The organism is Streptomyces sp. NPDC014861, from assembly GCF_043081625.1.
In the GTDB taxonomy this organism is placed as follows: domain Bacteria; phylum Actinomycetota; class Actinomycetes; order Streptomycetales; family Streptomycetaceae; genus Streptomyces.
In genome coordinates, this window is sequence record NZ_JBIBWV010000019.1 from 104761 (window position 1) to 122078 (window position 17318).

Here is a 17318-nt window from a genome sequence, read left to right on the forward strand (position 1 = left end):
TTGCGCACGGCCGCGATCGGCCGCAGGATCCGGTCATGCTGAGGGGATTGATCAAGGGAGACAACGCCTTCGTCCCGACGGCCGCGCTGCGCGTGGCGGTCGGGGGCGGGGTGGACGTCGCGGCGCTGCTCGTGACGGAGCAGGGCCGGGTCCGGGGCGACGCCGACATCGTGTTCCACGGCGCTCCGGCGCACGCGTCGGGCACGGTACGGCTGTCGTACGGCGCGGACGGCGACCGGGAGGGCACCGCCTGGCTGGACACCGACCTCACGGGCGTCGAGGAGGGCATCACCCGCGTCCTCGTCGTCGCGTCGACGGAGCAGGGCGCGCTGCGGGACGCGCGCGGCCTGTCCGTGGAGGTGCTCGGCCCGGACGGCGGGACGGTCGTGGCGTACGAGGTCACCGACGCCGGCCCCGAGACGGCGATGGTCGTCGCGGAGCTCTACCGCCGCTCGGGCGGCTGGAAGTTCCGCGCGGTCGGCCAGGGGTACGTGGACGGGCTGACGGGCCTCGCGGTGGACCACGGCGTGGACGCCGACGAGCAGCCGGGGGACACCCCGGACCGGACCCCGACCCCCGCCGCCCCGACCCAGGCACCGCCCACCGGCCAGGACCGGCACCAGCCCCCGACCGAGGCCCCGACCGAGGCTCCGGCTCCGGCTCCGGGTACGCGTCCCACGCGTGACCAGCTGCTGGACATGACCCCGGACCAGATCCGCGCCCTGGCCCAGGCCCAGAGGCAGGCCGGGGCCGGGTCCCCGGCCGAGGCGCCCTCGACCGCGTCTCCCCCGGCCGACCCGGCGGCCTGGACGTGCGGGCCCGCCTTCGAGCCGCGCACCGCCACCGGCCGGGACAACGACGTCATCACCGTGAAGGACCTCCCGCACGGCCCCGTCATGGTCGAACTGGCCGTGCGGGGCGACGGCTACACGGGACTGTGGCCCCTCGACGACTCCAACACCAAGGGGCGCTACCTCGTCAGCAGCACGGAGAAGGACTTCCGGGGCCGGGTGATCGCCTCCGTACCCGAGCACGGGCGCCTGCGCCTGCGCCTGGAGGCGGGCGGCACCTGGCAGGTGCGGGTCCTGCCCCTGGCGGAGGCACGGCGCCTGTCGCAGGACCGGCTGGAGGGCTGGGGCCCCGAAGTCCTGCTCCACACCGGGGGGACGGCCGACGTCACCTTCCAGTACAAGGGCACCAGCAATTTCATCGTCCACCTCTACCGGCTGGCGGGGCACACCGACCCCACCACGCTCCCGAAGCCCGGAGGAGCCGCCGTCAACGAGATCGGCGCGCGCAAGGAGACCCTGCCGCTGCCCGAGGGCCCGCTCCTCGTCTTCCTGTCCGCGGCGGACGCCCCCTGGACCGCGCGCCTGAAGGACCTCCGGCCCCACAGCGCCGGCCCGGACGCGGACGGCCCGGCGAAGCTGCCCGAGCCCCGCAGGGCATTGGCCTGGCTGCGCCGGGCGAGGAGCTGAGCCCGCCGGTCTACGGAAGCAGCTTCTGCGTCAGCGGACCCGCCACCGGCAGGTCCGCGACGGCGCCGCCCTTGGTGACGTGGTCGGTGACCAGGTTCGTGCCGATCGGCTTGAAGTCGGCGACCTGGGTGCCGAGGCCGTTGGCCAGCGGGTCGACGCCGGTGTTGGCCAGCGGGTCGAGCTGGAGGCGGGTCAGCGGGCCCACCCCGTGGGTGACCCCGGACAGGGCGCCCGCGCCGGCCGCGCCGGCGTCCGTACGGGTCAGCGAGTCCACCGGCAGCGGCACGGCGGCGCCCGGGGCCGCCTGGGCCGCGGCGGCCGCCCCGAACACGGCGGCACCCGCCGCCGTGACACCGAGACCGGCCTTGAACAGGAGGCCGCGGCGGGGAGGCTTCGGCTCTGCGTGACGCGCCATGGGGATCCTTCCGAGGGGTGAGCGGGCGGCCACCGACAGTAGTGGAGGTGTGATGCTGGATACCAACAGCCCTCCTCGGTGGTCCCCTGGACGGGGTAATGCCTCACACTGGTGTTCCGTGAGTCCCCAATCGATCCCCGCCCGGGTCGTCCTGCTCGCGGGCCCCTCCGGCTCCGGCAAGTCGTCCCTCGCAGCCCTCGCAGGTCTTCCGGTGCTGCGCCTCGACGACTTCTACAAGGAGGTCGGCGACCCGACCCTCCCGCTCGTCGACGGCAGCAGCGACATCGACTGGGACTCCCCGCTCTCCTGGGACGCGGACACCGCCGTCGCCGCGATCGTCGAACTGTGCCGGACGAGCCGCACCGACGTCCCGGTGTACTCGATCGCCACCAGCTCGCGCACCGGCAGCGACCGCCTCGACATCGGGCGGACCCCGCTGTTCATCGCCGAGGGCATCTTCGCCGCGGAGATCGTCACCCGCTGCCGCGAGCTCGGCGTGCTGGCCGACGCGCTCTGCCTGCGCGGCCGCCCGTCCACCACCTTCCGCCGCCGGCTCCTGCGCGATCTGCGGGAGGGACGGAAGTCGGTCCCGATGCTGCTGCGCCGCGGCTGGCGCCTGATGCGCGCCGAGCGCGCCATCGTCGCCCGGCAGACCTCGCTGGGCGCCCACCCGTGCGCGAAGCCGGAGGCACTCGGCCGGCTCGCCGCCGCCGCGGCGGGCCGCCACCGCACCCCCGCGGGCCGCTGACCACCGACGGCTGACCGCCGAGCAGAACCGGACTGGTCCCGGACCGAGCCGGACAGGCCCGGACAGGCCCGGACAGCACGAAGCGGGCCCTACGAGACCCCCCGGACTCGTACGACCCGCTTCGTTCTTTTCCCCCGTGGGCCCCAGATCCCCCCTGAGGCCCTTCTTTCCCCCGTGGTGCTCCCCCGTGTCCCCCGTGATCCTCAGGCGACCAGTTCGCCGAAGGACTCCTCCTCGTCACGGCCGAAGCTCAGCACCTCGTCCTCGCGCAGTCGCCGCAGCGAGCGCCAGATGCTCGACTTCACCGTGCCGACACTGATGTCCAGGATCTCCGCGATCTCCGGATCGGTCCGGCCCTCGTAGTAGCGCAGCACCAGCATGGTCCGCTGGAGCTCGGGCAGGCGGGCCAGCGCCTGCCACAGCACCGCGCGCAGCTCGGTGCCGCGCATCGCGTCCGTCTCGCCGACCGTCTCCGGCAGCTCCTCGGTCGGGTACTCGTTGACCTTGCGCCGGCGCCAGGCGCTGATGTGCAGATTGGTCATCGTGCGGCGCAGGTAGCCACCGACGGCGGCCTTGTCGCTGATCCGCTCCCAGGCGCGGTACGTGGAGAACAGCGCGCTCTGGAGCAGGTCCTCGGCCTCGAAACGGTCACCGGTCAGGTGGTAGGCGGTGGCGTACAGGGAGGCCCGGCGCTCCTGGACGTAGGCCGTGAACTCGGCCTCCGAGCAGGAACGCTCCCCCGTGACCTCCCCGTACACCGCTCCCCCGTCAGCGACGGCGACCATGTACGGCGCCTTGCGCTGACGCCCGACGGTCGTCCGAACGCACCCCCGTCCGTTCGTGACGACACCGCCGGACTTCTCGGTGCCCCGCACGTCGTGAAGACGCGTGACCACTGCGCTGTTGGTCGTGCCGTGCAGTGTGTTCATTTCGCGCCCCCCGTCGTTCGGAGTCAGTGTTTCGGTCCGTGTGCCAAGAAGCTTGCCCGGCGGACTTCATGGCGTTGTCCGCCGACTGTCACAGACGTGTCACAGGGGCGAGGACGGAAGCGCGCCTCCGGGCGGTCGATCTCGGACGGCTCATGAGCCAGAATGGCGACCGTGCCTTTTCTGTTGCTGATCGAGGACGACGACGCCATCCGCACGGCCCTCGAACTCTCCCTGTCCCGGCAGGGCCACCGGGTGGCCACCGCCGCGTCGGGCGAGGACGGCCTGCAGTTGCTCAAGGAGCACCGGCCCGATCTGGTCGTGCTCGACGTGATGCTGCCCGGCATCGACGGCTTCGAGGTGTGCCGGCGCATCCGTCGCACGGACCAGCTGCCGATCATCCTGCTGACCGCGCGCAGTGACGACATCGACGTCGTCGTGGGTCTGGAGTCGGGGGCCGACGACTACGTGGTGAAGCCGGTGCAGGGCCGGGTGCTCGACGCCCGGATCCGGGCCGTGCTGCGGCGCGGGGAGCGGGAGTCGACGGACTCGGCGACCTTCGGCTCGCTGGTGATCGACCGGTCCGCGATGACCGTGACGAAGAACGGCCTCGACCTCCAGCTGACCCCGACCGAGCTGCGGCTGCTGCTCGAACTGAGCCGGCGGCCGGGACAGGCGCTGTCGCGGCAGCAGTTGCTGCGGCTGGTGTGGGAGCACGACTACCTGGGCGACTCGCGTCTCGTGGACGCGTGTGTGCAGCGGCTGCGGGCGAAGGTGGAGGACGTGCCGTCCTCGCCGACCCTGATCCGTACGGTGCGGGGCGTCGGATACCGGCTGGACGTTCCTGCGTGACGAAGGGGAACAGGGGGGTCTTCGCCCGGCTGCGGCTGTCCAGCCTGCGCCTGCGGCTGGTCGTGGTGTTCGCGCTGGTGGCGCTGACGGCGGCGGTGTCGGCCTCGGGGATCGCGTACTGGCTGAACCGCGAGGCGGTGCTCAAGCGCACCCAGGACAGCGCGCTGAACGACTTCCGGCAGGAGATGCAGAACCGGGTGGCGACGCTGCCGCTGCGTCCGACGCAGGAGGATCTGCGGCGCACCTCCGAGGAGATGACGGCGGGCGGTTCCGGCTATCAGGTGCTGCTGCTCGGCGAGCGGGCGGCGGGGAAGCCGATCGTGGGCGCCTCGGACCCGGACGTGTTCACGCTGGCGGACGTGCCGGTGCCGCTGCGGGAGGCGGTGGACACCCGGCGCCCGGTGACGGAGGCCGACCCGTACCCGTACCACCTGTTCTGGCAGCGGATCGAGCGGGGCGGGACGCCGTACCTGGTCGGCGGGACGCGGATCGACGGCGGCGGGCCGGCCGGTTACATGTTCAAGTCGCTGGCGGCGGAGAAGGCGGACCTCAACTCGCTGTCGTGGTCGCTGGGGATCGCGACCGGGCTCGCGGTCATCGGTTCGGTGCTGCTGGCGCAGGTCGCGGCGACGACGGTGCTGCGGCCGGTGCGGCGGCTCGGCGAGGCGGCGCGGCAGCTCGGCGAGGGCAAGCTGGACACCCGGCTGCGGGTCTCCGGCGCCGACGAACTGTCCGACCTCTCGCGGACGTTCAACAGCGCGGCGGAGAACCTCCAGAAGAAGGTGGCGGACATGAGCGCGCGGGAGGAGTCCTCCCGCCGGTTCGTCGCCGACATGTCGCACGAGCTGCGGACACCGCTGACCGCGCTGACGGCGGTCACGGAGGTCCTGGAGGACGAGCAGGACTCCCTGGACCCGATGATCGCCCCGGCGGTGGCGCTGGTGGTGAGCGAGACCCGGCGGCTCAACAACCTGGTGGAGAACCTGATGGAGGTGACCCGCTTCGACGCGGGCACCGCCCGGCTGGTCCTGGACGACGTGGACATCGCCGACCAGATCACCGCGTGCATCGACACGCGGGCCTGGCTGGACGCGGTGGATCTGGACGCGGAGCGCGGCATCGTGTGCCGCTTGGATCCGCGGAGGCTGGACGTGATCCTGGCGAATCTGATCGGGAACGCGCTGAAGCACGGCGGTTCGCCGGTGCGGGTCTCGGTCAGGACCGAGGAGGGCCCGGGCGAGGAGGAGCTGGTGGTGGCGGTACGGGACCACGGGCCCGGCATTCCCGAGGAGGTGCTGCCGCACGTCTTCGACCGCTTCTACAAGGCGAGCGCCCAGCGTCCCCGGTCGGACGGCTCCGGTCTCGGGCTGTCGATCGCCAGGGAGAACGCGCTGATCCACGGCGGGACGATCGCCGCCTCCAACTCGGTGGGCGAGGACGGCGCGGTGGACGGCGCGGTGTTCGTGCTGCGGCTGCCCCGGGACGCGTCGGCGGTCGCCCGCGACCTGGGCACCGGCACCCGGCAGGGCGAAGGGGTGGACGGGTGAGGCCGCGGACCGCCGCGGTCGCGGCACTGGCTGTGCTGGCCGTACTGGGCACGGGCTGTGGGATCAGGACGACGTCGGTGCCGGTGGACGCGGGCGCGGCCCCGTCCCGGGTGCCCTGCAACGTGACGGAGGCGGCGCCGACCCAGGGCGTGCTGGTGCGGGCGTTCCTGGTGTGCGGATCGCAGCTGGAGCCGGTGGACCGCAGGTCGCCGCAGCCGGAGGACAAGGTGAGCGGCGATCCCGTGCGGACCGCGTCGGCGCTCCTCGCGCAGCTGCTCGCGGATCCGTCGGACGCGGAGCGCCAGGCGGGCTTCACCACGGCGGTACGGGCTCCGCTGGAGGTGGCGGGCGGCCGGGCGGGCGATCCGGAGGGCACCCTGCGACTGAGCCGGCAGCCGGAGGACCTGGCGCCGGCGGCGCTGTCGCAGCTGGTGTGCACCTTCGCGGAGAGCTCGGCGGGCGCGGGCGGGCACACGGTGCTGCTCGCGGGCCCGGGGGCGTACCCGCCGAAGCGCTACCGCTGCACGACGCAGCTGCGGGAGCGCCCGGAGTCGGCCCCCGCGACGGCTCCGGTGCCGACCCCGGCGCGGACGCCCGCGGAGCCGTCGGCGGGGTGAGCCCGGCGCCGTCCCCGCGGACGCCACCGGACCGAACCGGAACCGTTCCCCTCGTACGGGGCGTCTTGGGGGGCGTGCAGCGTCAAGGTTCGGGCGGGAACGCCGCCGTGGTCGTCCGCGTGACGGGGTTCGTGCTCCTGGTCGCGCATCTGCTGCTCGTCGCCTGGGTCGGACTGCTCCCACGGGACGTGGCCTGGGTGACCGCCCCGAACACGGTGCCGCTGGCCGGGATCCGCGCCGATCTGGCGCTCGGGCCGGCCGAGGCGGCCCGGATGCTGGCCGAGGGACTGCTGCTGCTCGCCCCGCTGGGGATCCTGCTGCCGATGTGCGAGGGACGGCTCGACGTGTCCCCGTGGGCGTCGCTGACCCGGACGACGGCGGCGGGGGCGCTGGTGTCGCTGGCCCTGGAGCTGTTGCAGACGGCGGTGCCGGGGCAGGTCGTGGACGTGGACTCGGTGCTCCTGAACACCCTCGGGGTGGCGCTGGCGCACCTCCTGGTGGTGCCCGCCGCGCGGGTGCGGCTGCGGCGCCGGCGGGAGCCGTCCGGGAGCCGGGGTGGGTCCCGGGACAGGGCCGGGTCCCGTCGCCGGGGTGGGTCTCAGGGTCGGGTCGTGATCGGGAACGAGACGGATCAGGGTCGTACCCCGAGGATTCCCAGGGTTCCGATCGCCCGGTAGGCCGACGTCGCAGGCGTGGCACCGGCGGCACCATGGAGTCATCGGGAAGCCCGAGGGAGCGGCTTTCCGGAACCGACGAAGGAGCCCACCATGGCCGCACTTGTCCGCCCGCGTGAAGGCCGGATGATCGGCGGGGTGTGCGCGGCGCTCGCTCGGCGCTTCGGCACCTCCGCCCTGACGATGCGCGTGATCTTCCTGGCCTCGTGCCTGCTGCCCGGCCCCCAGTTCCTGCTCTACCTGGCGCTGTGGCTGCTGCTGCCGAGCGAGTCGCGGACGAAGGCCGCCGCCTGGTAGCCGTACGGGCACGCCGTACGGGCACGCTTCCCGCGCACGCCTGACGAGACGTTCCACGCGCACCCCGAAGGGGCGCGGACCCGGGGGATCCCGGTCCGCGCCCCTTCGGCGTGGGGTGGTGCGGGTCAGCCGATCGGCAGGCCGCCGGCGCCCAGCGGGAGGCCGCCGAGCAGACCGCCGAGCGGGGTGGCGCCGAGGGCGCCGGTGGCGGCGTCGGTCGGGAGGTTCTGGGTGGCCTGGCCGGCCGCCGCGGGGAGGGTCTTGACGCCCTGGCCGAGCGCGCCCTGGCCGGCCGCGAGGGACTCGCCGGCGCCGTCGGGGAGGGTGGTGAGACCGTCGCCCAGCGGGGCGAGCTGGGTCACGGAGCCCAGCGCGTCGGCGCCGTCGAGCGGTGCCGGGAGCGGGGCCGCGGAGGCCGTGCCGGCGGCGGCAGCGGCGAATGCGGCGCCGAGGGCGGCGACACCGAGCTTCTTGGCGGCAGACTGCTTCATCTGAGGATCTTCCTTGGGCTTGGGGGGCTGAGCTTCGGGACATCAGGCGGAGAAATCCGGAAGAACGGAATCCGGACAGGCAAATCAGCTCCGCAAACTAACCGTCCCGACTCCGCTCCGCAAACACCGGACGACCGCCGGGTGTCGCACCTCCCCCGGCGGTCCCGACCCCTTCGGAGCCCCTTTTCTCAGCCCTCCCGGCCGGAAGACGCGCTGGTCGTGGCGGTCTGCCGGAAAAGCCACTCGGACTTCAGTTCGGCATATCCGGGCTTGATCACGTCATTGATCATGGCGAGTCGTTCATCGAAAGGAATGAACGCTGATTTCATCGCATTGACCGTGAACCACTGGAGATCGTCGAGCGTGTAGTCGAAAGTGTCGACCAGGAGCTCGAATTCCCGGCTCATGCTGGTACCGCTCATGAGCCGGTTGTCGGTGTTGACGGTGGCGCGGAAATGGAGCTTACGGAGCAGGCCGATGGGATGGTCGGCGTACGAGGCGGCGGCACCGGTCTGGAGGTTGGAGGTCGGGCACATCTCCAGCGGGATCCGCTTGTCCCGGACGTACGCGGCGAGCCGGCCGAGCCGCACCTCGCCGTCCTCGTCCACCTCGATGTCGTCGATGATCCGGACGCCGTGGCCGAGGCGGTCGGCGCCGCACCACTGGAGCGCCTGCCAGATCGACGGCAGGCCGAACGCCTCGCCGGCGTGGATGGTGAAGTGGTTGTTCTCCCGCTTGAGGTACTCGAAGGCGTCGAGGTGGCGGGTGGGCGGGAAGCCGGCCTCCGCACCCGCGATGTCGAAGCCGGTGACGCCGTCGTCCCGGTACCGGTTGGCGAGCTCCGCGATCTCCAGGGCGCGGGCCGCGTGCCGCATGGCGGTGAGCAGCGCGCCGACCCGGATCCGGTGCCCGTTGGCCCGGGCCAGTCGCTCGCCCTCCCGGAAGCCCTCGTTGACCGCCTCGACGACCTGCTCCAGGGTCAGGCCGGCCTCCAGGTGCTGCTCGGGGGCGTACCGCACCTCGGCGTAGACGACGCCGTCCTCGGCGAGGTCCACGGCGCACTCGGCGGCGACCCGGAACAGCGCCTCGCGGGTCTGCATGACGGCGCAGGTGTGCGCGAAGGTCTCCAGATAGCGCTCCAGGGAGCCGGAGTCGGCGGCCTCGCGGAACCAGACGCCGAGCTTGTCGGGTTCGGTCTCGGGCAGCTTCGTGTAGCCCTGCTCCCGGGCGAGTTCGATGATCGTGCCGGGGCGCAGTCCACCGTCGAGGTGGTCGTGGAGCAGCACCTTCGGGGCACGGCGGATCTGGTCCGCGGTGGGGACGTGGGATGTCTGGCTCGTCATTGCCGCACTCTAGCCCCTACGCGCGTAGAACGCGCCTGGTCGCGCCGGACCCGACCGCGCTTTTTCCGGTGCGGCGCGAACGGCGAAACGCCTAGGGCGTGTTTCGAAAGTCCCGCCTGCCCCGCGACGCCTGGCACGCACGCTCGCCGCGTTGTCGGGATCATCCGAGTACGCCCGGTACGAGGACGACCCTCCGCCTTGCGATCGCACGCACCAGACGCCGCGAGGCCCGCCCTCCGGGCGGACGGCGCTACTTTCGAAACACGCCCTAGCCTCGGTCCATGACCGCCACCCCGCAGGCCGATGAACTCCGCCGCGTCCACGCCTTCGTGTCCGCCTTCACCCGCCGGCAGGCCGCCCGGACCGTCCCCTTCCCCGGCGGCTTCGCCGCGCTCGACGACGCCTACGCGCTGTCGCGCGGCGACAACCACGTCCTCGTCGACGGCCCGACCGACCCCCGGGCCCTGCCCGAGGTGGCCGACGAACTCCTCGGCCACCTCGGGCACCGCGCGGTGTACGTGCTCGACGCGGCGACCGCCGCCGCGTGCGCGGAGCCGCTCACGGCGGCCGGGTACGAGCTCTCGACCGTGCTCCTCATGCGTCACACCGGCCCGGTGCCGGAGCTCGGCGGGGCGCGCGAGGTGGATCTCCCCGCCCTGCGCGGACCGCTCGCGGAGAGCTGGCGCCGCTTCCTGCCGGAGGCGGGGGACGAGGTGGTCCGGGATCTGGTCGAGCGGCGGGCCGCCCGTCGGCGCGGCGCCGACGACGTGCGCTTCCTCGCCTCCCACGACGAGTGGGGCGAGGTGGCCGCCTGGGGCGACCTGTACCTGGACCCGGCCACCGGGACGGCCCAGATCGAGGACCTGGTGACGGCCGCCTCCCACCTGCGGCAGGGCCACGCCGGCGTGGTCCTCGACACGGCGCTGCGCATGGCCGCCGAGGCCGGCTGCGCCACCGTCTTCCTCTCGGCCCTGGCGGACGACTGGCCGCGCCACTGGTACGAGCGGCGCGGCTTCACCGCGATCGGATCCGTCCACTGCTTCGAACGCGCCTAGAGCGGAAGCGAGTTCGATCGCCGGACGATACGTAACAGAGACCGCGCGTACGACTGCCGTACACCTCCGATTCTGAGAATGTTCTGTCATGGCGCAGTACGCACTCGTGGGGACCGCCGACGGCCGGAGACCCCGGCTCGGTCGGCCTGTCGGGGTTTCACGGTCCGTGGCGGCGGTGGGCGGCGTGGTGCTGCTCCTGCCGGACGGGGAGCCGGTGTCGGGGCGCGGGGCCTCGGCCCGGGCGCACGCCGCCGTACTCCCGCTGGGGCGTGAACTCGCCCGCGCGGGGCGGTCGGAGGGGCTGGTCGCCCAGGTCGTGCGGTACCGGGGGCGGGGCTGGAACGGCACCGACGCGGAGCTCGCGGCGGACGCCTCCTGGGCGGTCGCCGAGGCGGTGCGCCGGTACGGCGACGTACCGGTCTGCCTGGTCGGCCACGGGATGGGCGCCCGGGCGGCGCTGCGGGCGGCCGGGCATCCGGCGGTCGGCGCGGTCCTCGCGCTCGCGCCCTGGCTCCCCGAGGAGGACGTGGCCGCCGAGCCCGAGCCCGTACGGCAGTTGGTGGGGCGCCGGGTGCTCATCGTGCACGGCACCAACGACGCCCGGATCGACCCCGAACTCTCCTTCCGCTACGCGGCCCGGGCCAAGAAGGCGAACCGCGAGACCTGCCGCTTCGAGGTCCACACGGACGGGCACGGGCTGCGCCAGTACGCCGACGAGGTGCGGGCCCTCGCCGCCGACTTCGTCCTCGGCGCGCTCTTCGCCCGCCCCGTCACCCGCCCGCTGACGGACGCGATGGCGGCCCCGCCGCCGATCGGCCTCCGGATGCCCCTGGCGGCCGGGTTCGGCACCGGTTCACGCCGGCGCTGAGTCCTCCCGGGGCGGCTGCGACCCCTTCGGGAGGAGGTGGCCGCGGCGGCTCAGCAGGAACCGCTTGAAGGCGGCCACCGGGGGCGTGTCCGGGTGGCCGTCCAGCCAGGCGACGCCGATCTCGCGGACCGCGCGCGGGGCGGTGACGGTCAGCTCGACGACACCGGGGCGGGCGACGGCCGGCGGCGGCAGCAGCGCCACCCCGAGGCCGGCCGCGACCAGGCCGCGCAGGGTCTCGGCCTCCTCGCCCTCGAAGGCGACCCGGGGCGTGAAGCCGGCCTCCGCGCACAGGTCGTCGGTGATGCGGCGGAGCCCGTACCCCGGTTCGAGGGTCACGAAGGTCTCCTCGGCGGCCTCGGCGAGCCGGATGCGGCGGCGGCCCGCCAAGCGGTGGTCGTCGGGGACGACGAGCCGCAGCCGCTGCTCGTCGAGGCGGCGGCCGACCAGGTCCGGCGCGTCCGGCACGGGCGAGGTCAGGCAGAGGTCGAGCTCGCCGGCGCGGAGCCGTTCGATCATCGCCTCGCCGTAGTTCTGGACGAGGGTGAAGCGGACCTTCGGGTGGTCCACCCGGAAGGCCCGGATCAGCGCGGGCACGGTCTCCGAGCCCATGGTGTGCAGGAAGCCGAAGGCGACCCGCCCGGCCGTCGGGTCGGCGTCGGCCCGTACGGTGTCGGCGGCCCGCTCGACCTCCGCCAGCGCCCGCTCGGCGGCGGTCAGGAAGCGGCGCCCCGCGGGGGTGAGCGCGACGGTCCGGCCGCGCCGGGCGAAGAGCGCGACCCCGAGGTCCTCCTCCAGCCGGACCATCGCCCGGGACAGCGTCGACTGGGGCACGCCCATCTCGGCCGCCGCCCTGGTCACGTGCTCGTGCCGGGCAACCGCGGCGAAGTACGCGAGCCGCGGCGCGAGCAGCAGCCCCATGTCTTCTTCGTTACTGTTCGGTGACAGCCGCGGCTGTGACCTGTACTCATGCACCACGGGAACGATTACAGCAGATCCGTGCATTGGACGCATGAAGCGGAGCGTCCTACGTTCGACCTATGCCTTCCGCCAGTACCAAGGCGGACGCGACACCCGCGTCCGCCGACACCCGCCTCGCCCCGGGCGCCCCCGGCCACCGCCGGATGAGCCTCGCGCTCTTCGCCGCCGGTCTGGCCGCCTTCGCCCTCCTCTACTCCACCCAGGCCCTCCTCCCCGCGATCTCCGCCGAGTTCGGCGCCACCGCCTCGGCCGCCTCCTGGACCGTCTCCGCCGCGACCGGCGCGCTCGCCCTGTGCGTGCTCCCGCTCAGCGCGCTGTCGGAGCGCTTCGGCCGGCGCACGATGATGACGGCCTCCCTCACGATCGCGGTCGGCATCTCCCTCCTGGTGCCCCTCGCGCCCAGCCTGGAGGTCCTGATCGCGCTGCGGGCGCTCCAGGGCGCGGCGCTGGCCGGACTGCCGGCCTCGGCGATGGCGTACCTGGCCGAGGAGGTGCGGCCCCGGGCGCTGATCGGCGCCATCGGCCTCTTCGTCGCGGGCAACTCGATCGGCGGCATGAGCGGCCGGATCGTGACCGGCTGGGTCGCCCAGATGTGGGGCTGGCGGGCGGGTCTGGCCGCCGTCGGCCTGACCTCCCTGCTCTGCGCGCTCGCCTTCCGGGCGCTGCTCCCGAAGGCCCGGCACTTCTCCCCCGCCTCGCTCGACCCGAGGGCGCTCGCCGCCACCGTGAAGGGGCACCTGGCGGACCCGCTGCTGGCGCGGCTGTACGGCATCGGCGCGCTGTTCATGACGGTCTTCGGCGCCGTGTACACGGTGATCGGCTTCCGGCTGGCGGAGGCGCCGTTCTCGCTGCCGCCGGGCGTGATCGGCTCGATCTTCCTGGTCTACCTGGTCGGTACGGTCTCCTCCGCGGCGGCCGGGAAGCTCGTCGGCCGGCTCGGCCGGCGCGGGGCCCTCTACCTGGCGGTCTCCACCACCACGGCGGGCCTGCTGCTCTCGCTCTCCGACTCGCTCGCCGCGGTCCTCGCGGGGCTCGTGCTCATCACCGCCGGCTTCTTCGCGGGCCACGCGGTGGCGTCGTCCTCGGTGAGCCGGACGGCGAGGACGGGCCGGGCGCAGGCGTCGGCGCTGTACCAGTCGGCGTACTACCTGGGCTCCAGCGCGGGCGGCACGCTCGGCGCGATCGCCTTCCACGCGGGCGGCTGGGCCGGGACGGTCGGGATCGGTCTGGTGGCGGTGCTCGGCGTCGTCTCGATCACCCTGTACGGCTCGCACAGCGCGCGCGTCGAGGCCCGGCGGATCGCGCCGGTGACGGCCTGAGCACGCTCGTGTGACCGTCGTGTCACGGCTCGGGGCCCGGCGCAACCGGGCCCCTCCCCCGCACGTCTCGAAGTGCAGGACTCAAGGGGGAGGGGAGAATCATGAACCGATTCGCGAACAGGGTGGGGAAGAGAGCCGGCATAGCCGCCGGTCTCACCTCGCTGCTCGTGCCGGCCGCCATCGTGCTGGGCGCGTCGCCGGCCCAGGCCGCGTCGTGCAACGTGACGACGGGGCCGCACCAGAAGCAGGTCGAGAAGTTCCTCGGCCGCACCGTCGACGGGCGCCAGTCGCTCGCCGACTGCAAGGCCATCCAGGCCTTCCAGGTCAAGCACGGCATCACGCCGTCCGTCGGTTACGCCGGTCCGCTGACCTGGCGCACGATGAACACGATGATCCAGCAGAAGGCGGCCGGGACCAACCCGAACAAGGACCGCAAGTGTCCGACCAACAAGGGCCGGATCGCCTGCGTGGACCTGACCCGCCAGCTCAGCTGGATCCAGGACGGCTCGCGCCTCAAGTACGGCCCGGTGCCGGTGCGCACCGGCAAGGACGGCACCGAGACCCGTACGGGCCTGAAGAAGGTCTACTGGCGGAACATCAACCACTGGTCGACGCTGTACAACGTCTCGATGCCGTACGCGCAGTTCTTCGACGGCGGGCAGGCCTTCCACTCGACCACCAAGTCGATGTGGAACCCGCCCGGCTCCGGCGGCTGCGTCAACATGCGCTCGGCCGACGCCAAGGCGTACTGGAACCTGCTGCGCAACGGCGACGACGTCTACATCTACGGTCGCAAGCCGGGAACCTGACCCGGCTGTCGGTGCGCTGCGGTAGCTTCGCTCCCACCGGTGCCGAACGCCGGCGCCGGTGAGGGGTGAGTGGGGACGCGATGGGCGAGACCGCCGTGGTGACGACCGATGAACTCGACAAGTACCGGCGCGAGCTGACCGGTTACTGCTACCGGATGCTCGGTTCCTCCTTCGAGGCGGAGGACGCGGTCCAGGACACGATGGTGCGGGCCTGGAAGGCCCTGGACTCCTTCGAGGGGCGCTCGTCCCTGCGGTCCTGGCTCTACCGGATCGCCACCAACGTCTGCCTCGACGCGCTCAACGCGGGCAACAAGCGCGCCCGGCCCATGGACCTGTCCGGGCCGACGCCCGTCGCGCAGGCGCAGCTCGTCAAGCAGCCGGAGATCACCTGGCTGGAGCCGATCCCGGACGGGCGCGTGATGCCGACCGCGGGCGACCCCGCGGAGGCGGCGCTGCACCGGGAGACCGTACGGCTCGCCTTCGTCGCCGCGCTCCAGCACCTGGCGCCCAAGCAGCGGGCCGTGCTGATCCTGCGCGAGGTGCTGGCCTGGAGGGCGAGCGAGGTCGCGGAGCTGCTCGGCACCTCGGTCGCGTCGGTGAACAGCGCGCTCCAGCGGGCCCGGGCGACCATCGCCGAGCAGGCCCCGGCCGAGTCCGACGCGGCGAACCCGCTCGACGAGGAGCAGCGGGCGCTGCTCGACCGGTACGTGGCCGCCTTCGAGGGCTACGACATGGAGGCGCTGACCGCGCTCCTCCACGAGGACGCGACCATGTCCATGCCGCCGTTCGACCTGTGGCTCCAGGGCCACGACGACATCGTGGGCTGGATGCTCGGCGTCGGCGACGTCTGCCGCGGCTCGAAGCTGGTCCCGACGGTCGCCAACGGCGCGCCCGCCTTCGCGCACTACCACCCGGACCCGGAGGGCGGCTACAGCCCGTGGGCCCTGATCGTGCTGGAGGTGCGGGACGGCAAGGTGGCCGGGATGGACTTCTTCCTCGACACCCCGCGCTGGTTCCCGCTCTTCGACCTGCCGGAGCGGCTGGACGCCTAGGGCGTGTTTCGACAGTAGCGCCGTCCGCCCGGAGGGCGGGCCCCGCGGCGTCTGGTGCGTGCGATCGCAAGGCGGAGGGTCGTCCTCGTACCGGGCGTACTCGGACGATCCCGACAACGCGGCGAGCGTGCGTGCCAGGCGTCGCGGGGCAGGCGGGACTTTCGAAACACGCCCTAGAGGATCTCGTCGAGGCCGGTGAGGCGGAGCAGGGCGGTCAGGTCGGACCCTGCTCCGTGGAAGGTGAGCCGGTGGCCCGCCCTGCGGGCCGCGAGCGCCAGCCGTGCCAGGGCGTCGACGGCGGCGAGTCCGCCCGCGCGCGGGTCGAGCTCGCACCGCACGTCCCCGGGCGGGGCGGCGGCCAGGTCCGCGCAGAGCCGGGCGACCTCCTCGCGGGTGGGCGCGGCGGGCAGGGTCACGACGAGGGGCTGACTGGTGTCCACGAGGGGGTGACCGGCCCGGCGGCCGGAACTCATCGCGGCGGGTCCGGTACGCCGGACGGGACCGGTGGAGATCCACCGGTCCCGTCCGCCCGAAGGTGTCATCGGCGCACGTCGGGGCCTCAGGCGATGCGGTCCAGGACGATCGGGCCCGCCTGGAAGTTCGTGCCCGCCGGGGCGATGTCCCAGGCGCCCTCCAGGGAGCCGAGGGCGTAGTCGAACTTCTCCGGGGTGTCCGTGTGGAGGGTGAGGAGGGGCTGGCCCGCGGTGACGGTGTCACCGGGCTTGGCGTGGAGCTCGACGCCGGCGCCCGCCTGCACCGGGTCCTCCTTGCGGGCGCGGCCGGCACCGAGGCGCCAGGCGGCGATGCCGATGTCGTAGGCGTCGAGGCGGGTCAGGACGCCCGAGGACGGGGCCGTGACGACGTGCTGCTCGCGGGCGACGGGGAGGGTCGCGTCCGGGTCGCCGCCCTGGGCCGCGATCATCCGGCGCCAGACGTCCATCGCGGAGCCGTCCTTGAGGGCCTTCGCCGGGTCGGCGTCCTTGATGCCGGCCGCGGCGAGCATCTCGGCCGCCAGGGCGACGGTCAGGTCGACGACGTCCTGGGGGCCGCCGCCGGCCAGGACCTCGACCGACTCGCGGACCTCCAGCGCGTTGCCGGCGGTGAGGCCGAGCGGGGTCGACATGTCGGTGAGGAGCGCGACCGTCCGCACTCCGCTGTCGGTGCCGAGCGCGACCATGGTGGAGGCCAGCTCGCGGGCGTCCTCGATGGTCTTCATGAAGGCGCCGGTGCCGACCTTGACGTCGAGGACGAGGGAGCCGGTGCCCTCGGCGATCTTCTTCGACATGATCGAGGAGGCGATGAGCGGGATCGCCTCGACGGTGCCCGTCACGTCGCGGAGCGCGTACAGCTTCTTGTCGGCGGGGGCCAGGCCGTCGCCCGCGGCGCAGATGACGGCGCCGGTGGTGTCGAGGACGTGGAGCATCTCCTCGTTGGAGAGCAGGGCGCGCCAGCCGGGGATGGACTCCAGCTTGTCGAGGGTGCCGCCGGTGTGGCCGAGGCCGCGGCCGGAGAGCTGCGGGACGGCCGCGCCGCAGGCGGCGACGAGCGGGGCGAGCGGAAGGGTGATCTTGTCGCCGACGCCGCCGGTGGAGTGCTTGTCGGCGGTGGGGCGGGAGAGCGCGTCGAAGTTCATGCGCTCGCCGGAGGCGATCATGGCCGCGGTCCAGCGGGCGATCTCGTCGCGGTTCATGCCGTTGAGCAGGATCGCCATGGCGAGGGCGGACATCTGCTCGTCGGCGACCGCGCCGCGGGTGTAGGCGTCGATGACCCAGTCGATCTGCTCGGGGCTCAGCTCGCCCTTGTCCCGCTTGGTGCGGATGACGGAGATGACGTCCATGTCGTGGTGCCT

The 17318-nt window shown here is 73.3% G+C and carries 19 protein-coding genes; 12 read left to right on the forward strand and 7 right to left on the reverse strand.

Annotated elements, in window-relative coordinates; all coding sequences use genetic code 11:
* The first annotated feature begins 35 nt into the window (after positions 1–35).
* On the forward strand, positions 36–1478 hold the full coding sequence (locus tag ACF1BN_RS28745) for a TerD family protein (protein WP_392334496.1): 1443 nt from the start codon (positions 36–38) through the stop codon (positions 1476–1478).
* A gap of 10 nt (positions 1479–1488) precedes the next feature.
* Here the strand turns inward: ACF1BN_RS28745 and ACF1BN_RS28750 are convergent, their stop codons facing one another.
* Entirely contained in the window at positions 1489–1893 is a 405-nt protein-coding gene (locus ACF1BN_RS28750) for a hypothetical protein (RefSeq protein ID WP_392334497.1), read from the reverse strand.
* 52 nt (positions 1894–1945) lie between these two features.
* On the opposite strand from ACF1BN_RS28750, the gene ACF1BN_RS28755 reads away from it, so the two are divergent.
* The gene (locus ACF1BN_RS28755) at positions 1946–2641 is read left to right on the forward strand and encodes a uridine kinase (protein ID WP_392334498.1); all 696 of its coding nucleotides are present in this window, start codon (positions 1946–1948) and stop codon (positions 2639–2641) included.
* 203 nt (positions 2642–2844) lie between these two features.
* On the opposite strand, the gene ACF1BN_RS28760 is transcribed toward ACF1BN_RS28755, so the two are convergent.
* Complete coding sequence (locus tag ACF1BN_RS28760; RefSeq protein WP_392334499.1) at positions 2845–3570, reverse strand: SigE family RNA polymerase sigma factor; 726 nt, start codon at positions 3568–3570, stop codon at positions 2845–2847.
* A 171-nt stretch (positions 3571–3741) separates the two neighbouring features.
* Between ACF1BN_RS28760 and afsQ1 the strand changes: the two genes are divergently transcribed.
* From afsQ1 to ACF1BN_RS28785, 5 genes are all read left to right on the forward strand, one after another.
* The gene (afsQ1, locus tag ACF1BN_RS28765) at positions 3742–4419 is read left to right on the forward strand and encodes a two-component system response regulator AfsQ1 (protein ID WP_392334500.1); all 678 of its coding nucleotides are present in this window, start codon (positions 3742–3744) and stop codon (positions 4417–4419) included.
* Positions 4416–5966, forward strand: coding sequence for an ATP-binding protein (locus ACF1BN_RS28770; protein ID WP_392334501.1), 1551 nt, complete (start codon positions 4416–4418; stop codon positions 5964–5966). Before afsQ1 ends, ACF1BN_RS28770 begins: the two co-directional genes overlap by 4 nt.
* Complete coding sequence (locus ACF1BN_RS28775) at positions 5963–6583, forward strand: hypothetical protein (RefSeq protein WP_392334502.1); 621 nt, start codon at positions 5963–5965, stop codon at positions 6581–6583. The genes ACF1BN_RS28770 and ACF1BN_RS28775 overlap by 4 nt, the downstream gene beginning before the upstream one ends.
* Positions 6584–6657: 74 nt before the next feature.
* The gene (locus ACF1BN_RS28780; protein ID WP_392334503.1) at positions 6658–7260 is read left to right on the forward strand and encodes a VanZ family protein; all 603 of its coding nucleotides are present in this window, start codon (positions 6658–6660) and stop codon (positions 7258–7260) included.
* 90 nt (positions 7261–7350) lie between these two features.
* Entirely contained in the window at positions 7351–7554 is a 204-nt protein-coding gene (locus ACF1BN_RS28785) for a PspC domain-containing protein (RefSeq protein ID WP_360601528.1), read from the forward strand.
* 125 nt (positions 7555–7679) lie between these two features.
* On the opposite strand, the gene ACF1BN_RS28790 is transcribed toward ACF1BN_RS28785, so the two are convergent.
* Positions 7680–8045 (reverse strand): hypothetical protein, encoded by a 366-nt coding sequence (locus ACF1BN_RS28790; protein ID WP_392334504.1) that lies wholly within the window; start codon positions 8043–8045, stop codon positions 7680–7682.
* Positions 8046–8233: 188 nt separating this feature from the next.
* Positions 8234–9388, reverse strand: a complete 1155-nt coding sequence (locus tag ACF1BN_RS28795; protein WP_392334505.1) for an adenosine deaminase — start codon at positions 9386–9388, stop codon at positions 8234–8236.
* 281 nt (positions 9389–9669) lie between these two features.
* Between ACF1BN_RS28795 and ACF1BN_RS28800 the strand changes: the two genes are divergently transcribed.
* Positions 9670–10443 (forward strand): GNAT family N-acetyltransferase, encoded by a 774-nt coding sequence (locus tag ACF1BN_RS28800; protein WP_392334506.1) that lies wholly within the window; start codon positions 9670–9672, stop codon positions 10441–10443.
* Positions 10444–10531: 88 nt separating this feature from the next.
* The gene (locus tag ACF1BN_RS28805) at positions 10532–11311 is read left to right on the forward strand and encodes an alpha/beta hydrolase (RefSeq protein ID WP_392334507.1); all 780 of its coding nucleotides are present in this window, start codon (positions 10532–10534) and stop codon (positions 11309–11311) included.
* Here ACF1BN_RS28805 and ACF1BN_RS28810 read toward each other — a convergent pair.
* The gene (locus ACF1BN_RS28810; RefSeq protein WP_392334508.1) at positions 11297–12286 is read right to left on the reverse strand and encodes a LysR family transcriptional regulator; all 990 of its coding nucleotides are present in this window, start codon (positions 12284–12286) and stop codon (positions 11297–11299) included. The genes ACF1BN_RS28805 and ACF1BN_RS28810 overlap by 15 nt on opposite strands.
* 62 nt (positions 12287–12348) lie before the next feature.
* Here ACF1BN_RS28810 and ACF1BN_RS28815 point away from each other — a divergent pair, with 62 nt between their 5' ends.
* From ACF1BN_RS28815 to ACF1BN_RS28825, 3 genes are all read left to right on the forward strand, one after another.
* Positions 12349–13608 carry an MFS transporter gene (locus ACF1BN_RS28815; protein WP_392334509.1) on the forward strand — a complete coding sequence of 420 codons (1260 nt, stop codon included), beginning with the start codon at positions 12349–12351 and terminating at the stop codon, positions 13606–13608.
* Between the two features lie 101 nt (positions 13609–13709).
* Positions 13710–14417, forward strand: coding sequence for a L,D-transpeptidase (locus ACF1BN_RS28820; protein ID WP_392334510.1), 708 nt, complete (start codon positions 13710–13712; stop codon positions 14415–14417).
* A gap of 80 nt (positions 14418–14497) precedes the next feature.
* The gene (locus ACF1BN_RS28825) at positions 14498–15469 is read left to right on the forward strand and encodes a sigma-70 family RNA polymerase sigma factor (RefSeq protein WP_392334511.1); all 972 of its coding nucleotides are present in this window, start codon (positions 14498–14500) and stop codon (positions 15467–15469) included.
* A 173-nt stretch (positions 15470–15642) separates the two neighbouring features.
* On the opposite strand, the gene ACF1BN_RS28830 is transcribed toward ACF1BN_RS28825, so the two are convergent.
* Positions 15643–15909, reverse strand: coding sequence for an STAS domain-containing protein (locus tag ACF1BN_RS28830; RefSeq protein WP_392334512.1), 267 nt, complete (start codon positions 15907–15909; stop codon positions 15643–15645).
* 119 nt (positions 15910–16028) lie between these two features.
* Positions 16029–17306: a thymidine phosphorylase gene (locus tag ACF1BN_RS28835; protein ID WP_392334513.1), complete on the reverse strand. Its 1278-nt coding sequence runs from the start codon at positions 17304–17306 to the stop codon at positions 16029–16031.
* Positions 17307–17318: the final 12 nt, after the last annotated feature.